We start from the raw sequence: 19953 nt of genomic DNA on the forward strand, positions 1-19953 counted from the left end.
TCTCAGCCGCCGGATTGGGGAGAAGATTGAATTCGACCAAGCGCCTGGGCGGTCACGGTCTGCAAGTTGCGTTCGGCATCGATCCGCGCCTTTGCACTCGTGAGCCAATCGGACAGCGGTGGCTGCGGGGCAGCGCCCGCCATATCGGCCAGGCGCACCGCGCCTGCGATGTCGCCGGCATCGACCAGAGGAGCCATGCGAGTCGCGACCTCCGACCAGTCGGTCTCCCCGACCGGCCGCACGCGGACGATGCTCTTCAGACGATCGACCAGGGCTGCCCATGTCCCTTGCGCCGCAGCCGGAGCGGGGGCGCGTTGAAGCTGTTCGCGGACCGTGGTGAAGCGCTGAGCCAGAGCCTCGCGGCTCGGCACTCCCATTTTCGCGTACTGCTCGAGCTGGCTCAACTCGGCCGATGATTGCAGATTGCTCTGCAGGGTTTTAATCTCACCCTCGTAAGGCTGCCCGCCGGCAATCCGCTGACGAAGGGAATCGAGAGCTGTCGCGATCGCCGCCGACGCCCGGGCCTGCTCTGCGATCTGGGCCTGTTGCTGGGTGATCTGGGTACTCGTCGCCTCTTCCACCGCCTTCAGTCGTGTCTCGAGGGCCGTGATGTCAGGACCGCTGCTGGCGTCTCCCTGTGCCTGCTTCAGAGCCGCGACCTCGCCGCTGAGCCCTTGGAACTGCGAGGCGAGAGCCTGGAGCTGCTGGTCGGTCTCGCCATTGGCCCCCGAGCCCGCAGACCCTACCGTCTCCCGCAGCTCGTTCATCGCCTGCCCATTGGCTTGAACAGTCTTCTGAACGTCGTCGACTGCTGCTCTCAGCGCCGACATGTTCTGCTGAATCCCGGTGAGGCTTTCTTCTGCGGTGGCCAGACGGGTGCGGAGGGATTCAATGGTCTCCGAGAATGTGTCCAGCCGATTGCGATTGTCCCGGATGGACTGCTCAAGCCCCGGCATGCGTCCGAGCATCTCCGTGGTTTGAGGCGTGGGAAAATACCGTGCGCCGAATTCTCGGTAGGCCAGGATGCCGGCAAGAATGCCGGCGGCGACCAACAGGACGCCGATACTGACCAACGTGACGCGGCGGAGCGGATCCGACGACATCGCATCCTGCGTCACCGCGGCAGTCTCTTCTGGAGTGGGATCCCGATGAGGGGTGGGCTCGACGATCTCGGGCCGCGAACGCATTGGTTTCCCATCGCCCTGCGTCTCCGAAGCGCGGGCAGCCTCGTCGGACGGCGGGGTCTTATCCTTGCGGACCTCCTCCGCATGAAGGTCAATGATGGGCGGTTGGCGACCCGGTCGGCCCGCCGCTTCGCTCTTCTTGTCGTTAGCTTCGTCAGTCATTCATTTTCTCAGAAGTCTTTTGCGTTGCAACTTGAAGCACCGACGGCTCACGCTGTACCGACAAGCTCTATCATACTGTCGAAAGTGGGCGCCGCAGCAACAGTGATCCGCAGCGAAATAATCTCATCTTCTTTCAGCGCGGAAGCAACTGCTGCCGATAAACAGAAATGAGTGAGGTCTGCCAAGCGTTCCTCGCGCCCGTCATGATGGACGGCTTTGCGCCAAGTCGTTGCGGTCCGGGGCGAGAAGAGGAGCACACCATCCACTTTGCGCTGATCCAAAGCCGCGATCAGACCGGCGCTGAGAGACTTGGCAGCCTTCGCCTCATAGACGATGACGCGGATGACTTCAAAACCATACGGGGGAAGCGTCTGGGAAAGATCCTTGGCGACGTCGCGCCCAGTGGCATACAGCAGCGGCCCCGCCTTAGGATTAAGCGTCTCGACGATCAGCGCCTGAAGAGCCTCACCATCGCCTCCCGCGGTGATGACCTCTCTAAATCCCGCCTCCCGAGCCGCTTCTGCGGTCTTCTCTCCGACGGCGATCAGCTGAGTCCCATGCAGCTTGGCGTGGCTGCCGACTGCTCTGGCACCATGAGCGCTGGTCACGATGATGGCCTGATAGGCCGCCGCCGGAAGTGTCGCGTGCGGAAGGGGCCGAATCGACAAGAGCGGCTCGGTCAGAACCTCGTGGCCTAATTGTTCAAGTTGGGACTGCAACGGAGCGGCATCTTCCAGAGGACGAGTGATCACGAGCCGCATCTTAGTGTGGTTCCGTGAAGAATGCCTTGCCGGCGCGGCGCAATATTTCCTCACCCGCATCACGCCCGAGAGCGGCCGCCTCGCTGATCAAGCCCTCCCGTACGGTCTCGCAGCTGTCGCTTCCGTCTGGCGCGAGCACCATGCCGCGAAACTGAATTCTTTCACCCTCGAGCTGACACAGCCCGGCAATCGGCGTGCGGCAGGATCCATCGAGAACACCGAGAAAGGAACGTTCACAAAGCACGGCAATGGATGTCGGCCCATGATCGAGCGCCGCCAGAAGCCCGGCAATCCGCTCATCGTCTTGCCGCAACTCGAGGCCAATGGCTCCTTGAGCCAGAGCGGGTAACATCTCTTCAGGCTCGATGATCGAGGTGATTTCGTGGTCGAGCCCCATGCGTTTGAGGCCGGCGCTGGCGAGCAGAGTTGCCTGTGCCACCCCAGCGCGGAGCTTGCTCAGCCGAGTGTCCACATTGCCGCGGAACTCGACTGTCAGGATGTCCGGCCGAAGCCGTTTGACCTGCGCGCGACGCCGGACGGAGGATGTGCCGAGAACGGATCCCGGCGGGAGATCTGAGATCCGTGTCGCGACCATGCTCAGGAAAGCATCCCTCGGATCTTCGCGAGGCAGCATGGCCCCCATGATCAATCCATCGGGAAGAACGGTCGGCATGTCCTTCATCGAGTGCACGGCAAGATCGATCTCGCCGTCGAGAAGGGCAGCTTCGATCTCCTTGGTGAACAAGCCCTTGCCGCCGATCTCCGACAGCGAGCGGTCCTTGATGCGGTCGCCCGTCGTGCTGATGGGGACCACGGTGACGTCGTCGGCCGCCAATCCATGCGCATCGATGAGGCGCCGTTTGGTCTCTTCGGCCTGAATGAGGGCCAGCCTGCTGCCGCGCGTGCCGATCCGAATGGGAAGAGTTTGCACCTATGCTCGATCCAATGTTAGTGGCTGTCCGAATTGGGCAGCACTATAGCGTTCGATACCGGCTGCGGAAGTCTCGGCGATAGGGGAACAATGCGCGAAATGTCTCACGAAGGGCCTCCTACGCTCGGCGGATGCCTTACAGTGCTAGGCATCGAGACGTCCTGCGACGAGACGGCGGCAGCCCTTGTGAGGCGGCATCCTCAGGGTGGAGCGGAGATCCTCAGCGAACGTGTGCTCTCTCAAAACGACGACCATGCCCCCTTCGGCGGCGTGGTCCCGGAGATCGCCGCGCGCGCCCATGTCGCCCATCTCGATCGCCTGATCGCCGCTGTGATGGCCGAGAGCGGAATGGACTTCAAGGATCTCGATGGGATCGCTGCAACTGCCGGACCCGGTCTGATCGGAGGTTTGCTGGTGGGGTTGACGACCGCCAAGGCGATTGCTCTGGTGCACGACCTGCCGCTGCTCGCGATCAACCATCTCGAAGGCCACGCCTTGACGGCAAGGCTCACCGACGGCCTCGCTTTCCCCTATTTGCTCCTGCTGGTGTCGGGTGGGCATACTCAGCTGCTGGTGGTCGAAGGCGTCGGCCGTTACAGCCGACTGGGGACGACGATCGACGACGCCCTGGGAGAAGCCTTCGACAAGACGGCCAAGATCCTGGGGCTGGGATATCCGGGAGGCCCCGAGGTTGAGCGCCGCGCCAAAACCGGTGATCCGAAGCGCTTCCCTTTTCCACGGCCATTGCTGGGACGCGACGGGTGCGACTTCTCGTTCTCGGGACTGAAAACCTCCTTGCGCCGTTCGGCCCAATCCCTGGAACCACTGACCGAGGGGGACGTCGACGACATCTGCGCGAGCTTCCAGGCAGCCATCTCGGATTGCGTCGCGGACAGGATGCGACGGGCCATGGATCAGTTCCGGCTGCGCTTTCCTGGTAAAACCGATCCTGTGGTGGTCGTTGCCGGTGGCGTTGCGGCCAATCAGGCGCTGCGCGCGATGATGGCTCAGGAGGCCGCGCGCGGCGGCTTTACACTGAGCATACCGCCTTTGCATCTGTGCACAGACAATGCGGTGATGATCGCCTGGGCTGGCGCCGAACGCCTCGCCCTACGCCTCACCGATGCCCTGGATGTGGCGGCTCGACCTCGCTGGCCGCTGGATCCCGACGCCGCTCCTGCCATTGGTGCTGGGGTGAAGGCATGAGCCGGGTCGGAGTCATCGGCGGCGGCGCCTGGGGGACCGCGCTCGCTTGTCTCGCGCGCAGGGCCGGTTCGGAGGTTATGCTTTGGGCCCGGGAGCCGGAGGTCGTCGCCAGCATCAACACGGTGCATGTCAATGAAGTGTTTCTACCGGGCATCGCCCTCGACAGCCGGATCAGGGCCACCGCAGACATGGCCGAGGCTCTCGAAGTCGACATGGTGCTGCTTGTCTGTCCCGCCCAGGCGCAGCGGGCCGTGGCCACGGCGATGGCGCCTCATTTGCCAGCGGACACGCCGGTCGCCATCTGCGCCAAAGGGCTGGAACGCGGCACGAACAAGCTCATGAGCGAAGTGCTGGCGGAGGTTTTGCCCCAGGCGGAGCCGATGGTGCTCTCAGGACCCAGTTTTGCGGCCGATGTCGCACGGGGCCTGCCCACGGCGGTCACGCTGGCGGCACGGAACCGTGAGCATGCCCTGGACGTGGCAGCGGGGCTTGCCGGCCCGACGTTTCGCCCCTATGCGGGAGATGATCTGATCGGAGCGCAAATCGGGGGTGCGGTGAAGAATGTGCTCGCCATTGCCTGCGGTATTGTCGATGGCCGCGGTCTCGGCGACAGCGCGCGCGCTTCGCTGACGACGCGGGCTTTCGCGGAGCTGGTGCGCTTCGGCCGCGCTTTCGGTGCGCGGACGGAAACCCTGACCGGCTTGTCCGGCCTTGGCGACCTGATCCTGACCTGTTCCAGCCTCCAGTCGCGCAACATGTCGCTGGGCTTCGCTTTGGGCCAGGGCCGCACCATGGACGAAATCCTGGGAGAGCGCCGCTCCGTAAGCGAGGGGGTCTACACCGCAGCCGTCGTCACCGAACTGGCGCGGGACCGGGGGATCGAAATGCCCATCGCCGAAGCGGTTCACCAGATCGTCGATGGTCATAGCAGCATCGATACTGTCATCGAAGCCTTGTTGAACCGGCCGCTGAAGGCCGAACATCTGTAGAGAGGAAGCCAATGCCATTATTTACCGTGATCAACCGCGACAAGCCGAATTCGGGCGAGATTCGTGCGTCCAACCGCCCTGTCCACATCGAGTATCTGAAATCCCTCGGTGAGCGGTTGAGGATTGCCGGTCCCTTCATCGACGACGCCGGCAACGGTATCGGCAGTCTCCTGATCATCGAGGCCGACACGATCGAACAGGCCAAGGCCGATGCGGCGGGCGATCCTTTCGCGAAGGCCGGTCTCTTCCAGAGCGTTGAGGTGCAGCCATGGCGCTGGGTGTTCACGGACGGCAAGCTCGTCTGATCAGGGATTGGTGAAATGGCATATTGGCTGTTCAAGACCGAGCCCGGCTCCTGGTCCTGGGAGGACCAGAAGCGCAAAGGCAAGGACGGCGAGCCCTGGACCGGTGTGCGCAACTACCAGGCCAGGAACAATATGCTGGCGATGAAGGTCGGCGATCTCGGTTTTTTCTACCATTCGGTAGACGAAAAGCAGGTCGTCGGCATCGTCAGGGTGATTGCGGAGGCACACCCTGACGCCACCGCGACCGACGGCAAATGGTCTTGTGTCGACGTCGCGGCGGTCGAGGATATGCCGAAGCCGGTCACCTTGGATGCGGTGAAGTCGGAGCCGAAGCTGAAGGACATGGTGCTGGCCAACAACTCCAGGCTATCGGTGCAGCCCGTTTCGGCTGAGGAGTGGAGCACGGTCTGCAAGCTGGGCGGCCTCTCCAAAGTGCCGAAATAGCGACGGCGGAGCGCCGTCAGGCACGCTCGTACAAGATGAACTCCGTGTGCCTTCCGATCTTGTCGTAGAGCGCACGGCCCCGATAATTGTTCTCCTGTGTCGCCCAATACACGCGAGACCATCCATTCCGGTCCGCGCGGCGGTAGACCTCCTCGAAGAGGGCTTGGCCGATTCCAGTGCGCCGCCTTTCCGGATCGACGAACAAATCTTCGAGATAACAATAGGATCCTGTCGTCCACGTGGATGGATGGACGACGTAATGGGCAAGGCCGAGGGGACGATCCTGGGCATCGACGGCCACCAGGGCGACGAAATGCGGATCCCCGGAAATCAGCCGCTGCCAGACGTTTTTGGTAACGGCTTCGGGAAGCTCATGCTTGTAGAATCGCAGATATCCGTCCCACAGCTCTCGCCATTCCGCCTCATCCGCCGGGCGGGCGTCTCGGACTGTCACCGCGTCGGCCATGGTCGCATCCTTCCGATTTGTAATGGTCCCGATCTGTACATTTGGCACATCCGTAATTAACAACGCAGCATGTGGCAGTTTCTCAAGAACCTTATTCCGGTCGAACATCCCGCCGCCAGAGACGAGAAGGCGCTCGAGCTCGCGATGGCGGCACTGTTGGTGCGCGCCAGCGTCATCGACGACACCATCAACGACGCCGAGTCTGAGCGCATCAGGATCCTACTGACGAGTCGTTTCGGTCTGTCCGAGCAGGATGTGTCGAGTCTGATCCAGGAAGCGCGTGAGGCCGAGGCCGAGGCGATCGACCTTTATCGCTTTACCCGCGTGATCACCGACGCCCTCGACCAAGACGGCCGCAAGCAGCTGATCGAGATGCTGTGGGAGGTCGTGCTCGCCGATGGCAAGGTGGATCCCTTCGAGGAGAATCTCGTCTGGCGGGTCGCGGAGCTCATCGGCGTCTCCACGCGCGACCGCGTGACCATGCGCAAAGCGGTGGAAACCCGGCTCTAATCGGGCAGCGAGAGGTCGAATTCGGCCAGCACCGGCACATGGTCCGAAGGCTGAGTCCAGCCTCGCGCCTCCTTGAGAATCTGGACCCCGGTACATTTCGAGCCCAGCACCGGGCTCGTCCAGATGTGGTCGAGCCGACGGCCGCGGTCTGCCGCCGCCCAGTCCTTCGCGCGATAGCTCCACCAGGAGTAAAGCTTCTCGGCAGGGTCTACATGACGGCGCACGACGTCGACCCAATCATGGGATGCACGCACCCCTTCGAGATGCTCGACCTCGATGGGCGTGTGACTGACGACCTTCAGCAGCTGCTTGTGTGACCAGACGTCGGTTTCTAGCGGAGCAATGTTGAGATCGCCGACCATGATCATCGGCGTTGGATGACTTGCGGCATCGGCGAACCACCCCCTCATCTCCTTGAGGAAGGAAAGCTTATGCGCGAATTTCTCGTTGATGACGGGGTCTGGCTCGTCGCCGCCGGCGGGGACGTAGAAATTGTGGAGGGTCACCGGCGTTCCGATGCCCTGGATCGCGACCGAGACGTGGCGGGCGTCGTCTTTCTCGCAGAATAATCGGTGCGTCACGTCGATGAACGGGATCTTCGAGATCGTCGCCACCCCGTGATAGCCCTTCTGACCACGGCAGGCGAGATGGTGATATCCAGCCGCGCGAAAGGCCTTCGACGGAAAGCTGTCGTCGATGCACTTGATCTCCTGCAGGCACAGGATGTCAGGCTGGTGCTCAGCGAGGAGCCTCTCGACGAGGCCGATCCGCAGGCGGACCGAATTGATGTTCCAGGTGGCGATCTTGAAACGCATGGGCACTCTTTTTGTCCCGAGTTCCATGACCGGCGCAATCACCCGGGTCAAGCAGAACCTGCCAGACCCGGGCTGATCTTGTGAGTGGACGCCTCAGAAATCCTTGAAAATGCCCGTTTGTTCGTAGCCGATCGCATCCCAGAACGGGCAGCTGGCTTCAAGATCGTTCGCATACTCGATGGGAGTGTCCAACACTTGGCGCACCGGAGTCTGCGCCGTGAACGGTTGCCATGCGGGCTTTGCCCGGGACAGATCGTGATGCGTGGCGAAGCTCGTCCAATACGCGATCATCTCGTCCGACAGCTTCTGCTCGGCCGCCGTGAACGCATGGCGCTGCGGTGCGCGTTGATCCGACAACGTATAGGGATTTCCGAAGACGAAGGGCAGCTCGGCCGTGTGGCAAGCCTGGAAGCGGCCATCGGGCGTGTCGCAGAAGGGAAGGCCAGGCCAGACTTTGTAGGACGTCTCATGGGTGAACAGATAACCGTAAACACGGCTCGCGGCCTTCGACATCATGTGCTTGTTGGCGCAGGTGAACAGGTAATCCGTCGTCATCCGGCCGAAGACTTCCGAATTGTCACCGGGCCGCGGTGCATAGACGGGATTGGCGCGGATCGCAGCCGAGGCCTGGTCCGAGAAGAGAAGGTCGATGGCGGCATTGTACTGCCGCTCGGTCACTTCAGCTTCTGCCGTGTCGATGACGCCGGCGAAGGCCATCCCCTCAAGCTTGTTGGTACCGATGATGACGGGCTTGGAGATCCTCATGGCGATGGGCTGATTGGGAATGTTCTCTCTGTCGATCACCGGAGCCCATTGCAGAATGTCGGTCATGCTGGTCAGCAGGCCCTCCAGCTCGACTCCCTTGGAATTCTGGTACTTGATGATCAGGTCGACCGAGGCTGCCTGCATGCACTGAAGGTTGTGGCTGGGGTCGCCATCGCAGCCGATGTCGCGCTCGACCATCTTGCCCGAGCGATTGCTCATGTCGATGGAGCGGTAGGGCAGGGCGTAAGGATTGCTCTCCATGATGGCCGCATGGAACAGCGGCTCGCTTCGGGGTGAGATCAGATGGAGCCCGATCGACATGGCGCCCGCGCTCTCCCCGAACAGGGTCACATTCCCGGGATCCCCACCAAACTGAGCGATGTTCTCACGAACCCATTCCAGCGCGAGCTGCTGATCCAGGAAGCCGTAATTTCCCGTCAGTCCAGCAACGCCGGACAGGAATCCGAGGGCACCGAGGCGATAGTTCAAGGTGACGACGACGACGTCGCCCCGGGAAGCGATGTTTTCTCCTTGATACAGCATCGCTGCGGCGGTGCCCTCCACGAAGGCCCCCCCGTGGATGAACACCATCACTGGACGGCGCTCCGCCTTTTGCGGAGCCCAGATATTGAGGCTGAGGCAATCCTCGCTCTGACGATAGGGAGACGTTGCGCCGCGCTTCTGCGGGCATGCGGGTCCGAACTCGGTGGCTGCGATGACTCCGCCGGAAGGTTGGGCGGGAGAGGGCGCCCGCCATCTGTTCGGGCCGACCGGCGGTTGGGCATAGGGAATGCCGCGATACGACCGGACGGCACCGCCCGAGGCGGACTGCATCGCGCCGCAGACAGGTCCGCTGCTTGTTTGAATGACGGGAGTGTTGCAGCCCGGGCCCTGCGCGGAAGCCTCCGGGCTTGCCGTGGTCCAAACGGCCGCGACGATTGCAAGTCCGATGAGGCGCGCTCGCGCTGAAGCAATGCCTTTAAGATCCATCCCACTTCCCCAGAATATAACCCGGCAATCGATATTGCTCGGACGGTGATCACAGCCAGCAGGACCTTACTGACAAAGACGCTTTGTCACCAAGTCCGTTTGTTGGGCTTAGTTTATGCTCGGATATGGCGCAGCCACTGCAGGGCACCTTCGGCCGCCCTTCGGCCTGTCGCGAATGTCGCCTGCAGGAGGTAGCCTCCCGTCGGCGCCTCCCAGTCCAGCATTTCTCCGGCGACGAATACGCCCGGCAGTCGCTTCAGCATGAACGTGCTGTCGAGCTCCGTGAAAGCGACACCTCCCGCAGTCGAAATGGCACGATCAATCGACTGCACTCCACTCAGCTTCAGCGGAGCCCTTTTGATCGCGGCCGCCAGCTCCTGTGGATCGCGAGGGAGCTGACCATGAACCTCGCGCAGGAGGTTTATGGCGAGTGGGCTTAACCGGGCCGCCTTTCTCAGGATGTTTGACTGCGATTCGCCCTTCCGGCTTTTGCCGAGCCGCTCGGTCAACTGTTCGAGGCTGAGATCGGGACGCAGATCGATGATGAGTTCGGCGGTGCCGTTCCGGTGCAGCATCTCGCGCAGCCCAGCGGACAAGGCATAGACCGCACCCCCCTCGATGCCGTAGCCGGTGACCATGGCCTCGCCCACCATGCGCTGATCCCCGAAGCTGAGCGCGATGCGTTTCAGAGGCTGGCCGGCGAAGCGGTCCCGGAAGCGGCTCGTCCACGCGACGGTGAAGCCGCAATTGGCCGGGCGCAGGGGGCTGATCAGCACGTCCTTGGGCTCGAGCAGGTCTACCCATCCGCCATCGGATCCGAGTCGGGGCCAACTTGCCCCGCCCAGTGCCAGCAGCGTGACGGCTGGCCGAACGTGAAGAAGTGCGTCCGCCGGTCCGTGGAAGCTCAGGGCGCCGTCCGGCGTCCATCCGGCCCAGCGATGGCGCAGGCGAAACTGGACGCCCTGACGATCGAGGTCTCGAAGCCATTGTCTCAGCAGCGGCGAGGCTTTCATGGCGCGCGGAAAGACCCGTCCGCTCGATCCCACGAAAGTGTCCTGTCCCAAGGCGTCTGCCCACGCCCGCAGAGCGTCTGGCGGAAAAGCCTGAAGGGCATCGCCGAGAAGCGGGGGCATCTCGGGAAATCGGCTCAAAAAGCGGCCGATGTCCTCGCTATGGGTCAGGTTGAGCCCGCCGCGGCCTGCCATGAGGAGTTTTCTCCCCACCGAAGGCATCCGCTCGAAGACCGTCACTGACAGCCCCTCTTTGCTGAGCACATCGGCGGCCATGAGCCCTGCGGGCCCTCCGCCGATGATCGCAACATCAATGTCCATGCGGCATTTCCTTTGCTCCGCCTTACAAACCGGCTAAAGACCGCCGTCATGAAGTTCCTTGATCGCGCCAAGATCTATATTCGCTCCGGCGATGGCGGCAACGGCAGCGTCAGCTTCCGACGCGAGAAATTTATCGAGTATGGCGGGCCCAACGGTGGAGACGGGGGGCGCGGCGGCGATGTCTGGGTCGAGGCAGTCGACGGGCTGAACACCCTGATCGACTACCGCTATCAGCAACATTTCAAGGCTGAGCGCGGGACCAACGGAATGGGCCAGAACCGGACCGGTCCCTCCGGCGATGACGCGACCCTCAAGGTCCCCGTCGGGACCCAGATCTATGAGAGCGACGAAGAGACCTTGATCGCAGACCTGACCGAAGTTGGCCAGCGCGTTTGCCTGGCCAGGGGTGGAAACGGCGGTTTCGGCAATACGCACTTCAAGTCCTCGACCAATCGGGCTCCACGTCGCGCCAATCCGGGTTTGGCCGGTGAGGAGCGGTGGATCTGGCTGCAGCTGAAGCTGATCGCCGATGCGGGCCTCGTCGGCCTCCCCAACGCCGGCAAGTCGACCATGCTGGCCGCGGTGACGGCAGCAAAGCCCAAGATCGCGGACTATCCCTTCACGACGCTGTCACCGATTTTGGGTGTGGTGAGGATCGACACCCATGAATTCGTTCTCGCCGATATTCCGGGGTTGATCGAAGGCGCTCATGAAGGCGTTGGTCTGGGGCACCGCTTCCTGAGCCATGTGGAACGCTGTGCCGTGCTCCTGCATCTGATCGATGCCACGCATGAGGACCCGGAACAGGCCTATCGAACCGTTCGCTCGGAGCTTGAGCTTTACGGCCACGGGCTGACCGAGAAGCCCGAGATCATCGCGTTGAACAAAGTTGATGCCTTGACCGCTGAGGAAATCGAATCCAAGCGGGCCGAAATGAGCGCAGGACTCGGCAAGCCGGTGCTGCTGCTGTCGGGTGCGGCCAGTATCGGTGTCCAGGCGGCGATGCGTGAATTGTTTCGGGTCATCAGCGCGAACAAGAAGACCCTCGCGGAGCCTCAGGCGGGCCCGGTCACCGAGCCCAAAGGCTGGCATCCATGAAACGGCTCGAGCTCGCACGCCGGCTGGTCGTGAAGATCGGCTCGGCGCTGCTGGTCAATGGCGACGGTCAGATCAACCGCGACTGGCTTGCAAGCCTGGTGGCTGACCTGTCCCACCTCCGGACGGGCGGGACCGAAATCGTCATCGTGTCATCCGGCGCCATTGCCCTTGGGCGACGGACACTGGGTTGGGCACCGGGACCGCTGAAACTCGACGAAAGCCAGGCGGCAGCCGCCGTCGGCCAGATCGCCTTGGCCCACGCCTATCAGCAGATATTGGGCGCCGACAATCTCGTCGCGGCGCAGATCCTCCTGACGCTCTATGATACGGAGGAACGGCGCCGCTATCTCAACGCGCGCTCGACCCTGACGACCCTGCTCCGCGAAGGCGCGGTGCCGGTGATCAACGAGAACGATACGGTGGCCACCTCGGAGATCCGTTACGGCGACAATGACCGCCTGGCGGCGCGCGTGAGCAGCATGATTTCGGCGGATTGCCTTGTATTGCTGTCGGACATCGACGGTCTCTATACAGCGCCACCAGGCTCGCCGGAGGCGAAGCTGATCCCGGAAGTTCTCGACATCACGCCGGAAATCGCCGCCATGGCAGGCAAGCCTGTGAGCGGTGTTGGCTCCGGCGGCATGATCACAAAGATCGAGGCCGCGCGCATCGCCATCGGGGCAGGCGCTCACATGGTGATTGCCTCCGGTCGCGAACTACATCCCTTGAAACGGATATCGGAAGGGGGCAACTGCACCTGGTTCCGGCCCAAAGCCACGCCCATCGCCTCTCGCAAGCGCTGGATTGCGGGCGCCTTGGAGCCTGTTGGCCGCCTTGTCGTCGATGATGGCGCAGTCAAGGCGCTCCTCGCCGGCCGCAGCCTCCTGCCATCGGGCGTCCGACGGATCGAGGGAGTGTTTTCCCGTGGCGACACGGTGAGCGTCATGACGCTGACGGGCGGCGAGATCGCGCGTGGACTTGTCGCGTATGACAAAAGCGATGCGGAACGGATCGCCGGCCTCCGCAGCAGCGATTTCGAGGAACGGCTTGGCTGGCGCGGGCGGGATGAAATGATTCATCGGGACGATCTGGTGGTGATCGGGAGTTTTCATCATGAGCCTGGCTGAGACGACCGATCAGGTCTTCGGTCTCGAGAGGACGATGCGGGAGATCGGCCAGACGGCACGCTCCGCCGCCCGGACTTTGGCGACCGCCACCACCCCGCAGAAGAACGATGCCCTCCGCTTCATGGCGGAAGCCATTCGCAGCGGCTCATCAAAGATTATTGCGGAAAACGAGGGCGATGTCCGGCGCGCGAAGGAGAGCGATCTCGCCGCGTCGTTCATCGATCGCCTGATCCTGACACCCGATCGCATAGAAGCCATGGCGACAGGGCTGGATGACATCGCTGCCCTGCCTGATCCCGTCGGCCAGGCCATCGCCGAATGGACGAGACCGAACGGCCTGGCGATTTCGAGGATCCGCACACCCATCGGCGTGATCGGCGTGATCTACGAGAGCCGGCCTAACGTGACGGCAGATGCCGGAGCCTTGTGCATGAAGGCAGGCAACGCCGTGATCCTGCGCGGTGGTAAGGATAGTTTCGCAAGCAGCTCCGCCATTGCCGATTGCTTGCGATCCGGCTTGGCCAGGGCCGGCCTGCCGGAGGGAGCCATTCAACTGGTCCCGACATCCGACAGGGCCGCCGTCGGCATGATGCTGGCGGGCCTTGATGGCGCCATCGACCTCATCGTTCCCCGTGGTGGGAAGAGCCTTGTCGCAAGGGTCCAGCTCGATGCCCGGGTGCCCGTTTTCAGTCATTTGGAAGGGCTCTGCCATGTCTATGTCGACAAGGCTGCAGATGCCCGCATGGCGCGTGACATCGTGGTCAATGCCAAGATGCGCCGCACCGGGATTTGCGGAGCGGCGGAAACCGTACTGGTGGACAAGGCAGGTGCGGACACTCAACTCAAGCCGCTGATCGGCGCATTGATCGAGGCCGGCTGCGAAGTCCGTGGCTGCCCTTTGGCCATGGCGGCCGACCCGCGAGTGCTAAGAGCGGGCGAAGCCGACTGGTCGACCGAATACCTCGACGCGATCGTTTCGCTGAAGGTGGTGGATGGGGTCGGCGGGGCGATCTCCCATATCGGCCATTACGGATCCCAGCATACGGAATCAATCATCACCGATGATGCCGAGACGGCAGAGCGCTTCCTGCGTGAGGTTGACAGCGCCATCGTTCTGCATAATGCCTCCACCCAGTTCGCCGACGGGGGAGAATTCGGCATGGGCGCGGAGATCGGCATCGCTACGGGGCGCCTTCATGCGCGGGGACCGGTTGGGCTGGAACAGCTGACCACCTTCAAATATGTGGTGCGGGGCACCGGTCAGATCCGTCCGTGACCGGCCGCTTCCGCCCATGAGCGCGCTGCCCCTGCCATTTCCCCTCGTCTATCCGTCCATGCGCATCGGCCTGTTCGGAGGGTCGTTCAATCCTGCTCATGCGGGCCATCTTGCTGTGAGCCTCGCCGCCCTGAAGGAGCTCGATCTGCATCAGCTATGGTGGATGGTCTCGCCGCAAAATCCGCTGAAGGACCCTGCCGACACCGATGATTTTGAAAAGCGAGTGGCCCGCGCCAAGGCCCTGGCGTTGCATCCGCGTCTGCGCGTGCTCGAGATCGAGAAGCGCTTGGGAACCGGCAATACGGCAGCCACCCTGCGCGCGCTGTCACCACTTCTCAACCGGGCGCGGTTCGTCTGGGTTATGGGCGCCGACAGTTTTGCGACGCTCCATCACTGGCATTATTGGCTGGAAATCCCGTTCACCCTGCCGCTGGCAGTTTTTGATCGCCCCGGCTACACAATTGCCGCGCTGACCTCCCCGGCAGCCCAAAGGCTCGGCCGTTATCGCGTCTCGTCGAACCTGTGTGCGACCCTGCCGGACCGGAGAGCGCCGGCTTGGAGTTTCCTCTCCATGAGACGTCGGATGGACAGTTCCACGGCGATTCGACGAACAACCGCCGCAAAATAGGTGCAGGCTGTTTCATCATTCTTTAGTCATTGTGTTGCAGTGGCGCTATTGCACATCATATTAGCCGCGGTAATCTAAGCGGGTCAGAGCGTTCATTCTGTTGTCGTGTCGTGCGTAGAAGATTGTAACGTTGAGCGCGGAGTATGAAGTCTCCCGTAGGCGTGCTGGCGAAAGTGAAAGGATCATAACCCTGACAGCCCATGTAGACGGGCACGGTGCCTCGCATCGTGGTCCAGAGAATGGAGCCTTGCCTCATGGCGTGGCTTCACCGATCATTGCCTCGGTTCTCGAGTGTCTCGATGACGCGAAGGCAGAAGAGGTCGTCTCGATCGATCTCACCGGAAAGACCCCCCTTGCAGATCATATGGTCATCGCGTCCGGTCGCTCGCAGCGGCACGTGGGCGCGATTGCCGATCAACTCCTGGAGTCCTTGAAGGAACAGGGGTGTCAGAATGTGCGTGTGCAGGGAATCCCGCATTGCGATTGGGTGCTGATCGATACGGGCGACATCATCGTCCACGTCTTCCGGCCCGAGGTGCGCGGATTTTACAATCTTGAGAAGCTCTGGTCGGCGAATGCTCCCATGGAGCGGCTTGCCGGCTGAACTGAGCTTCGAGGAAGGCGAGACGCGATGCGCGTTTCGATCGTGGCTGTTGGGCGGCTCAGAGGTCGAGCCGAGCAGGAGCTGTTTGACGAATATCGAAAACGTGCGCTAGCCCAGGGTCGCAGCCTCGGGATATCGAGCATCGATCTGCGCGAACTGCCTGAATCCTCGGCGCAGACGGTGACTCTGCGGAAGGCGGACGAAGCTCAGCGGATCCTGTCGGCGCTGCCCTCTCGGGCAACGCTCATTGCGCTCGATGAGGGCGGAGAGCAGGTGAGCAGTGTCGAGCTGTCAGGACGCGTTCGGGCTTGGCTCGACGGCGGTGTGAATGACCTGGGATTTGCCATTGGCGGCCCCGACGGCCATGGCGAAGAGGTCCTTTCCAAGGCGTCGCTGAGGGTCGCTTTTGGCCGAATGACATGGCCTCACGGTTTGACCCGGGTGATGCTGGCTGAACAGATTTACCGTTCGGTTACCATTTTGCTGAATCATCCCTATCACAGAGCGTAACGGTTCAGTCTGGAGTGAGGTCGCGCCGGAAGCATGATGCGCTTGGGTGTCCCAATGGGCGTGCCGTCACAGTTTCGTGCCGGGCCGGCGCGGCTATTTGTCGCGTTCGTGGTCGTGGGCCTGAGCCTTCTCGCGCAGCCTGCCTTTGCACAGGAAACCGGCGCGGACCTCGAGCAGAAACAAAACGAGCTGGAGGCGATCACCTCTGAGATCGAGAGCGGCAAGGCGCGTCAGTCGGAACTGACGGAGAAGGTCGCCGCCCTCATGAAGGAATCGGCAGAGCTGTCGGAGCGGCTCGTGGCCTTGGCCGGCAAGATTCAATCGCGTGAAGGCGCCATCACGGCAGCCGAGCAGCGTCTCGTGACATTCGACGATCAAGCGCGAAAGCTGCAGGAGAGACTGGCTGAACGCCGCAATTTCCTCTCGGAACTATTGGCCGGTCTGCAGCGCCTCGAGCGGAATCCGCCGCCGGCGCTTGCCGTCCGGCCCGACGATGCGCTGGAGGCCGTCCGCGGAGCGATTCTGATTGGCAACGTGATCCCCGAGCTCAAGGCACAGGCCGACGCCCTGACGGCAGATATCACCAGTCTCGCCGAGCTTCGGCGGCGCATGCTCCGCGAGGGCCAGGTGCTTGAGACGAATGTGAGCGGGCTCGAATCGGAGAAGACCCAGATCGCCGCCATTCTGGAGCAGAAGCGATCTTTGGTCAGTGCCACCAATAATGCTCTGCAGGACGAAAGGAAGCGTGTTGAGGGCCTCGCCGCCAAAGCTGCATCCCTGAAAGAACTGCTCTCCCAGATTGAACAGCGGCGACTCGCCGCGGCAGAACAGGCCCGGCAGGCGGAAGAGGAACGGCTCGCCGCCCAAATGAAGCCGCAAATACCCTTCACTCGTGCAAAAGGAAAACTGAGCTTCCCAGCACAGGGGACCTTGGTTCGCGGCTATGGTGATGGCAATGGATTCGGTGGCCACACGCAGGGCGTCTCGATTGCGACTCGTGCGGAGGCTCAGGTCACCTCGCCGACGGATGGGCGCGTTGAGTATGCTGGATCGTTTAGAAGTTACGGCGAACTCTTGATCCTGGACGTCGGCGAAGGATATCATGTTCTTCTCGCCGGCCTTGAAGGCATGACAGTGCAGACCGGTCAGTTTGTTCGTGCTGGCGAGCCGATTGGCGTGATGGGCAAGGAACCTGCGCGCGCAACATTGATCGGCGATCGTATGGGCGATCCTCGGCCAGTATTGTATGTAGAATTTCGGAAGAACGGCGATACGATCGATCCTGCACCTTGGTGGGCCGGAACGGGTAGAGAGGCACGGAAATAATGCGAAGCAAGACCTTGAGCGCTGTGGGCTACGCTGCGATCGGCGCGATCGTCGCCACCGTTGCCTGGAATGGGGCATCTGCGTTGGACGCCGCGACCGCGTCGAAGACGGATACCTATCGTCAGCTGAACCTATTCGGGGACGTGTTCGACCGCGTCCGTTCGGACTATGTCGAAGCGCCGAACGAGGAAGAACTGATCGATTCGGCGATCAACGGCATGCTCGCCTCTCTCGATCCGCATTCGAGCTACATGAATGCAGAGCGCTTCCGCGAGATGCAGGTGCAGACCCGTGGCGAGTTTGGCGGCCTCGGAATTGAGGTCACCATGGAGAATGGCTTGGTGAAGGTGGTTTATCCCATCGAGGATACGCCAGCCTCTCGTGCCGGCGTGAAGCCCAACGATCTCATCATCGGCATCGATGGAACGGATGTTCAAGGGCTGACCCTGAACGAGGCCGTGGACATGATGCGGGGCCCGGTAAACACGACGATCAAGCTGCAGATCCAGCGTCAGGGCGCCGACAAGCCCCTGGAGCTCCAGCTTAAGCGCGATGTCATCCGCATCCGCGCCGTGCGCTCCGAGATTGAGGACGACGTCGGATACATCCGGGTGACCTCCTTTAACGAGCAGACCCAGGAAGGCCTCGAAAACGCAGTCCGGGACATCAAGGCCAAGCTCGGCAGCAAGGCCAAGGGCTACATTCTTGATCTTCGCAACAATCCCGGCGGTTTGCTCGATGGAGCGATCTCCGTCTCCGACAGCTTGCTTGACCGCGGCGAGATCGTATCGACGCGCGGCCGAAATGCGGATGAGACCCAGCGCTACAACGCCCAGCCTGGCGACTTGTTCGATGGCAAGCCGGTGGTCATTCTTGTGAATGGCGGTTCTGCCTCAGCCTCTGAAATCGTGGCCGGCGCCCTCCAGGACCACAAACGGGCGACCATCATCGGCACCAAATCCTTCGGCAAGGGTTCGGTTCAGACCATCATTCCCATGGGCAGCTACGGTGCATTGAGGCTCACGACCGCTCGCTACTTTACGCCCTCGGGCCGTTCCATCCAGGCTCAGGGTATCGACCCCGATATCAAGGTCGATCAAGCGATCCCGGCCGAGGAAGCGGACAAGGTCCCGAGCACCACTCGTGGCGAGGCCAGTCTTCGGGGCCACCTCACCAACGAGAATGGAACCGAGGAGGCGACGGGCTCCCCGGCTTATGTCCCGAAGGACAAGGCCAAGGACACGCAGCTGCAATATGCGTTGAACTTCCTGCGCGGCGGTGCCGTGAGCGAGGCGACCAAGACCGCCAAACCGAACACACCGCAGGTGAAGGCCAACTGATCCTGAAAGGGTCCGAAATGTCATCAAGCGGGGCGCCCTCACGCCCCGCTTTTCCTTTAAGGAAATCTGTAGTCCTCGGTTTTATAATCACCCCTACACGAACAACCGGCGACCAGAGCAGGCGATGCTCGACAACGATCTTCGCAGGCCACTCCAACCGAAGCGGCTCAGGATGACCGCTCACCGTGGTTCAGTGTCGGCACTGCAGATTGCCGTAGCAGCCCTGGCAGCTTTATTGCTGATGGTCTTCGCCTGGCTGGTCCTCGCCCATGACCTCAGTGGTGGCCAGCCGAGAGTAGTGGCCAAGATCCAAAAGAGCGACCCTATGGCGACGGGCTCGGTCCGCTCTTCCACGGGGCCCTCGAGCCTCAGAAAAGCGCCGCTTTCCCTCCTCTTGGAGCCTGGACGATACGGGGCCTTGCCTCGAATTTCAGGCGACGAAACCCCGCTGAGCGCATATTCCCGACCGATCTCTGCCGAGGCCATGGCGTCGCCATTGCCGAAAGTGGCGTTGATCATCGGCGGCGTCGGCGGAAATGATGAAATGTCTGCCGCAGCGATCGAACGGCTGCCTGAGGAGGTCACCCTCGCGATCGATTCGAACGGCCGGAATTTGCAAAGCTGGGTCGATCGCGCCCGCCTTTCGGGGCACGAGGTCCTCCTTCAGCTTCCCATGGAGGCGCTCGCTCATCCAAACGCCGGCCCGGGAGCCCGCACCTTGCTGGCGAGCATGTCGCCTGCCGAGATCCAGGATGATCTTCACTGGCATCTCGCGCGCGCTGCGGGATATTTCGGTGTCATCAATCAACTGGGCGGCAAGTTCCTCGGAAGTGAGGCGGCACTGGAGCCCCTGGCGCATGAACTGAAGCGGCGAGGGCTTTTATTCGTCGAGGACATGCCGTCCGGTCAAAGCAAGGCGGCAGCGGTTGCTGATGATGTGGACATGAAGTATCTGGGCGCGGACATCGTCATCGACGAAGACTCGGATCCTGCAGCCATCGATGCGGCCCTGGAGGAACTCTTGAACATCGCCGAGCGTAAAGGCTTTGCCTTGGCGGTCGGCTCGGCCTTTCCGGCGACCCTGGAACGGGTTGAACTTTGGACGAAGCGAGCGATGGTGACGAAGCGGGTTATGATTGTGCCTGCAAGCGCAGCCCTTGTTCTTGAGCCTCAATGATCGAAAGC

General features: G+C 62.2%; 21 protein-coding genes. 14 read left to right on the forward strand and 7 right to left on the reverse strand.

Annotated features, from left to right (window positions below):
• Positions 1-2: 2 nt before the first annotated feature.
• The 3 genes from FKM97_RS03400 to hemC are packed head-to-tail and all read right to left on the reverse strand — an operon-like array spanning position 3 to position 3038.
• A complete protein-coding gene (locus tag FKM97_RS03400) occupies positions 3-1346 on the reverse strand; it encodes a COG4223 family protein (RefSeq protein WP_143957701.1) in 1344 nt (447 codons plus the stop codon).
• A 47-nt stretch (positions 1347-1393) separates the two neighbouring features.
• Entirely contained in the window at positions 1394-2107 is a 714-nt protein-coding gene (locus tag FKM97_RS03405; protein ID WP_205014676.1) for a uroporphyrinogen-III synthase, read from the reverse strand.
• Position 2108: 1 nt separating this feature from the next.
• Positions 2109-3038 (reverse strand): hydroxymethylbilane synthase, encoded by a 930-nt coding sequence (gene hemC / locus FKM97_RS03410; protein WP_143957703.1) that lies wholly within the window; start codon positions 3036-3038, stop codon positions 2109-2111.
• Between the two features lie 99 nt (positions 3039-3137).
• On the opposite strand from hemC, the gene tsaD reads away from it, so the two are divergent.
• The 4 genes from tsaD to FKM97_RS03430 are packed head-to-tail and all read left to right on the forward strand — an operon-like array spanning position 3138 to position 5982.
• Positions 3138-4244 (forward strand): tRNA (adenosine(37)-N6)-threonylcarbamoyltransferase complex transferase subunit TsaD, encoded by a 1107-nt coding sequence (tsaD, locus tag FKM97_RS03415; RefSeq protein WP_143957704.1) that lies wholly within the window; start codon positions 3138-3140, stop codon positions 4242-4244.
• Positions 4241-5233, forward strand: coding sequence for an NAD(P)H-dependent glycerol-3-phosphate dehydrogenase (locus FKM97_RS03420; RefSeq protein ID WP_143957705.1), 993 nt, complete (start codon positions 4241-4243; stop codon positions 5231-5233). The genes tsaD and FKM97_RS03420 overlap by 4 nt, the downstream gene beginning before the upstream one ends.
• An 11-nt stretch (positions 5234-5244) precedes the next feature.
• A complete protein-coding gene (locus FKM97_RS03425; protein WP_143957706.1) occupies positions 5245-5538 on the forward strand; it encodes a YciI family protein in 294 nt (97 codons plus the stop codon).
• A gap of 15 nt (positions 5539-5553) precedes the next feature.
• Positions 5554-5982, forward strand: a complete 429-nt coding sequence (locus FKM97_RS03430) for an EVE domain-containing protein (protein WP_143957707.1) — start codon at positions 5554-5556, stop codon at positions 5980-5982.
• Positions 5983-5998: 16 nt separating this feature from the next.
• Here the strand turns inward: FKM97_RS03430 and FKM97_RS03435 are convergent, their stop codons facing one another.
• The gene (locus FKM97_RS03435) at positions 5999-6448 is read right to left on the reverse strand and encodes a GNAT family N-acetyltransferase (protein WP_170240720.1); all 450 of its coding nucleotides are present in this window, start codon (positions 6446-6448) and stop codon (positions 5999-6001) included.
• Positions 6449-6517: 69 nt separating this feature from the next.
• On the opposite strand from FKM97_RS03435, the gene FKM97_RS03440 reads away from it, so the two are divergent.
• Positions 6518-6958: a tellurite resistance TerB family protein gene (locus tag FKM97_RS03440; RefSeq protein ID WP_143957709.1), complete on the forward strand. Its 441-nt coding sequence runs from the start codon at positions 6518-6520 to the stop codon at positions 6956-6958.
• Here FKM97_RS03440 and xth read toward each other — a convergent pair.
• The 3 genes from xth to FKM97_RS03455 all read right to left on the reverse strand — a co-directional run bounded on the left by xth (position 6955) and on the right by FKM97_RS03455 (position 10859).
• On the reverse strand, positions 6955-7773 hold the full coding sequence (xth, locus tag FKM97_RS03445) for an exodeoxyribonuclease III (RefSeq protein ID WP_143957710.1): 819 nt from the start codon (positions 7771-7773) through the stop codon (positions 6955-6957). The genes FKM97_RS03440 and xth overlap by 4 nt on opposite strands.
• 93 nt (positions 7774-7866) lie before the next feature.
• The gene (locus FKM97_RS03450) at positions 7867-9528 is read right to left on the reverse strand and encodes a carboxylesterase/lipase family protein (protein ID WP_143957711.1); all 1662 of its coding nucleotides are present in this window, start codon (positions 9526-9528) and stop codon (positions 7867-7869) included.
• 113 nt (positions 9529-9641) lie between these two features.
• Positions 9642-10859 carry a TIGR03862 family flavoprotein gene (locus tag FKM97_RS03455; protein WP_143957712.1) on the reverse strand — a complete coding sequence of 406 codons (1218 nt, stop codon included), beginning with the start codon at positions 10857-10859 and terminating at the stop codon, positions 9642-9644.
• 48 nt (positions 10860-10907) lie between these two features.
• Here FKM97_RS03455 and obgE point away from each other — a divergent pair, with 48 nt between their 5' ends.
• The 9 genes from obgE (at position 10908) to FKM97_RS03500 (ending at position 19945) form a co-directional block, all read left to right on the forward strand.
• The gene (obgE, locus tag FKM97_RS03460; protein WP_143957713.1) at positions 10908-11957 is read left to right on the forward strand and encodes a GTPase ObgE; all 1050 of its coding nucleotides are present in this window, start codon (positions 10908-10910) and stop codon (positions 11955-11957) included.
• Complete coding sequence (proB, locus tag FKM97_RS03465; RefSeq protein ID WP_143957714.1) at positions 11954-13084, forward strand: glutamate 5-kinase; 1131 nt, start codon at positions 11954-11956, stop codon at positions 13082-13084. The genes obgE and proB overlap by 4 nt, the downstream gene beginning before the upstream one ends.
• A complete protein-coding gene (locus tag FKM97_RS03470) occupies positions 13077-14360 on the forward strand; it encodes a glutamate-5-semialdehyde dehydrogenase (protein ID WP_428977889.1) in 1284 nt (427 codons plus the stop codon). The genes proB and FKM97_RS03470 overlap by 8 nt, the downstream gene beginning before the upstream one ends.
• A gap of 16 nt (positions 14361-14376) precedes the next feature.
• Entirely contained in the window at positions 14377-14988 is a 612-nt protein-coding gene (locus tag FKM97_RS03475) for a nicotinate-nucleotide adenylyltransferase (protein ID WP_143957716.1), read from the forward strand.
• Between the two features lie 259 nt (positions 14989-15247).
• Positions 15248-15592 (forward strand): ribosome silencing factor, encoded by a 345-nt coding sequence (gene rsfS / locus FKM97_RS03480; protein WP_342783533.1) that lies wholly within the window; start codon positions 15248-15250, stop codon positions 15590-15592.
• Between the two features lie 27 nt (positions 15593-15619).
• Entirely contained in the window at positions 15620-16102 is a 483-nt protein-coding gene (gene rlmH / locus FKM97_RS03485; protein WP_143957717.1) for a 23S rRNA (pseudouridine(1915)-N(3))-methyltransferase RlmH, read from the forward strand.
• Positions 16103-16156: 54 nt separating this feature from the next.
• Positions 16157-17428: a murein hydrolase activator EnvC family protein gene (locus tag FKM97_RS03490; RefSeq protein ID WP_170240721.1), complete on the forward strand. Its 1272-nt coding sequence runs from the start codon at positions 16157-16159 to the stop codon at positions 17426-17428.
• Positions 17425-18768, forward strand: a complete 1344-nt coding sequence (locus FKM97_RS03495) for a S41 family peptidase (protein WP_143957719.1) — start codon at positions 17425-17427, stop codon at positions 18766-18768. The genes FKM97_RS03490 and FKM97_RS03495 overlap by 4 nt, the downstream gene beginning before the upstream one ends.
• A gap of 172 nt (positions 18769-18940) precedes the next feature.
• On the forward strand, positions 18941-19945 hold the full coding sequence (locus FKM97_RS03500; RefSeq protein ID WP_170240722.1) for a divergent polysaccharide deacetylase family protein: 1005 nt from the start codon (positions 18941-18943) through the stop codon (positions 19943-19945).
• Positions 19946-19953 lie beyond the last annotated feature (8 nt).

This window comes from Rhodoligotrophos appendicifer, assembly GCF_007474605.1.
GTDB classification, from domain to species: domain Bacteria; phylum Pseudomonadota; class Alphaproteobacteria; order Rhizobiales; family Im1; genus Rhodoligotrophos; species Rhodoligotrophos appendicifer.

Excerpts from the sequence above, each read along its gene's own strand:
- FKM97_RS03455 (WP_143957712.1), bottom strand. The coding sequence starts at position 10,859 with ATGGACATTGATGTTGCGATCATCGGCGGAGGGCCCGCAGGGCTCATG.
- FKM97_RS03500 (WP_170240722.1), top strand. The coding sequence starts at position 18,941 with ATGACCGCTCACCGTGGTTCAGTGTCGGCACTGCAGATTGCCGTAGCA.
- FKM97_RS03440 (WP_143957709.1), top strand. The coding sequence starts at position 6,518 with ATGTGGCAGTTTCTCAAGAACCTTATTCCGGTCGAACATCCCGCCGCC.
- rlmH (WP_143957717.1), top strand. The coding sequence starts at position 15,620 with ATGCGCGTTTCGATCGTGGCTGTTGGGCGGCTCAGAGGTCGAGCCGAG.
- FKM97_RS03450 (WP_143957711.1), bottom strand. The coding sequence starts at position 9,528 with ATGGATCTTAAAGGCATTGCTTCAGCGCGAGCGCGCCTCATCGGACTT.
- FKM97_RS03435 (WP_170240720.1), bottom strand. The coding sequence starts at position 6,448 with ATGGCCGACGCGGTGACAGTCCGAGACGCCCGCCCGGCGGATGAGGCG.
- FKM97_RS03425 (WP_143957706.1), top strand. The coding sequence starts at position 5,245 with ATGCCATTATTTACCGTGATCAACCGCGACAAGCCGAATTCGGGCGAG.
- FKM97_RS03400 (WP_143957701.1), bottom strand. The coding sequence starts at position 1,346 with ATGACTGACGAAGCTAACGACAAGAAGAGCGAAGCGGCGGGCCGACCG.
- xth (WP_143957710.1), bottom strand. The coding sequence starts at position 7,773 with ATGCGTTTCAAGATCGCCACCTGGAACATCAATTCGGTCCGCCTGCGG.
- FKM97_RS03420 (WP_143957705.1), top strand. The coding sequence starts at position 4,241 with ATGAGCCGGGTCGGAGTCATCGGCGGCGGCGCCTGGGGGACCGCGCTC.
- obgE (WP_143957713.1), top strand. The coding sequence starts at position 10,908 with ATGAAGTTCCTTGATCGCGCCAAGATCTATATTCGCTCCGGCGATGGC.
- proB (WP_143957714.1), top strand. The coding sequence starts at position 11,954 with ATGAAACGGCTCGAGCTCGCACGCCGGCTGGTCGTGAAGATCGGCTCG.
- FKM97_RS03405 (WP_205014676.1), bottom strand. The coding sequence starts at position 2,107 with ATGCGGCTCGTGATCACTCGTCCTCTGGAAGATGCCGCTCCGTTGCAG.
- FKM97_RS03475 (WP_143957716.1), top strand. The coding sequence starts at position 14,377 with ATGAGCGCGCTGCCCCTGCCATTTCCCCTCGTCTATCCGTCCATGCGC.
- FKM97_RS03430 (WP_143957707.1), top strand. The coding sequence starts at position 5,554 with ATGGCATATTGGCTGTTCAAGACCGAGCCCGGCTCCTGGTCCTGGGAG.
- FKM97_RS03490 (WP_170240721.1), top strand. The coding sequence starts at position 16,157 with ATGGGCGTGCCGTCACAGTTTCGTGCCGGGCCGGCGCGGCTATTTGTC.
- tsaD (WP_143957704.1), top strand. The coding sequence starts at position 3,138 with ATGTCTCACGAAGGGCCTCCTACGCTCGGCGGATGCCTTACAGTGCTA.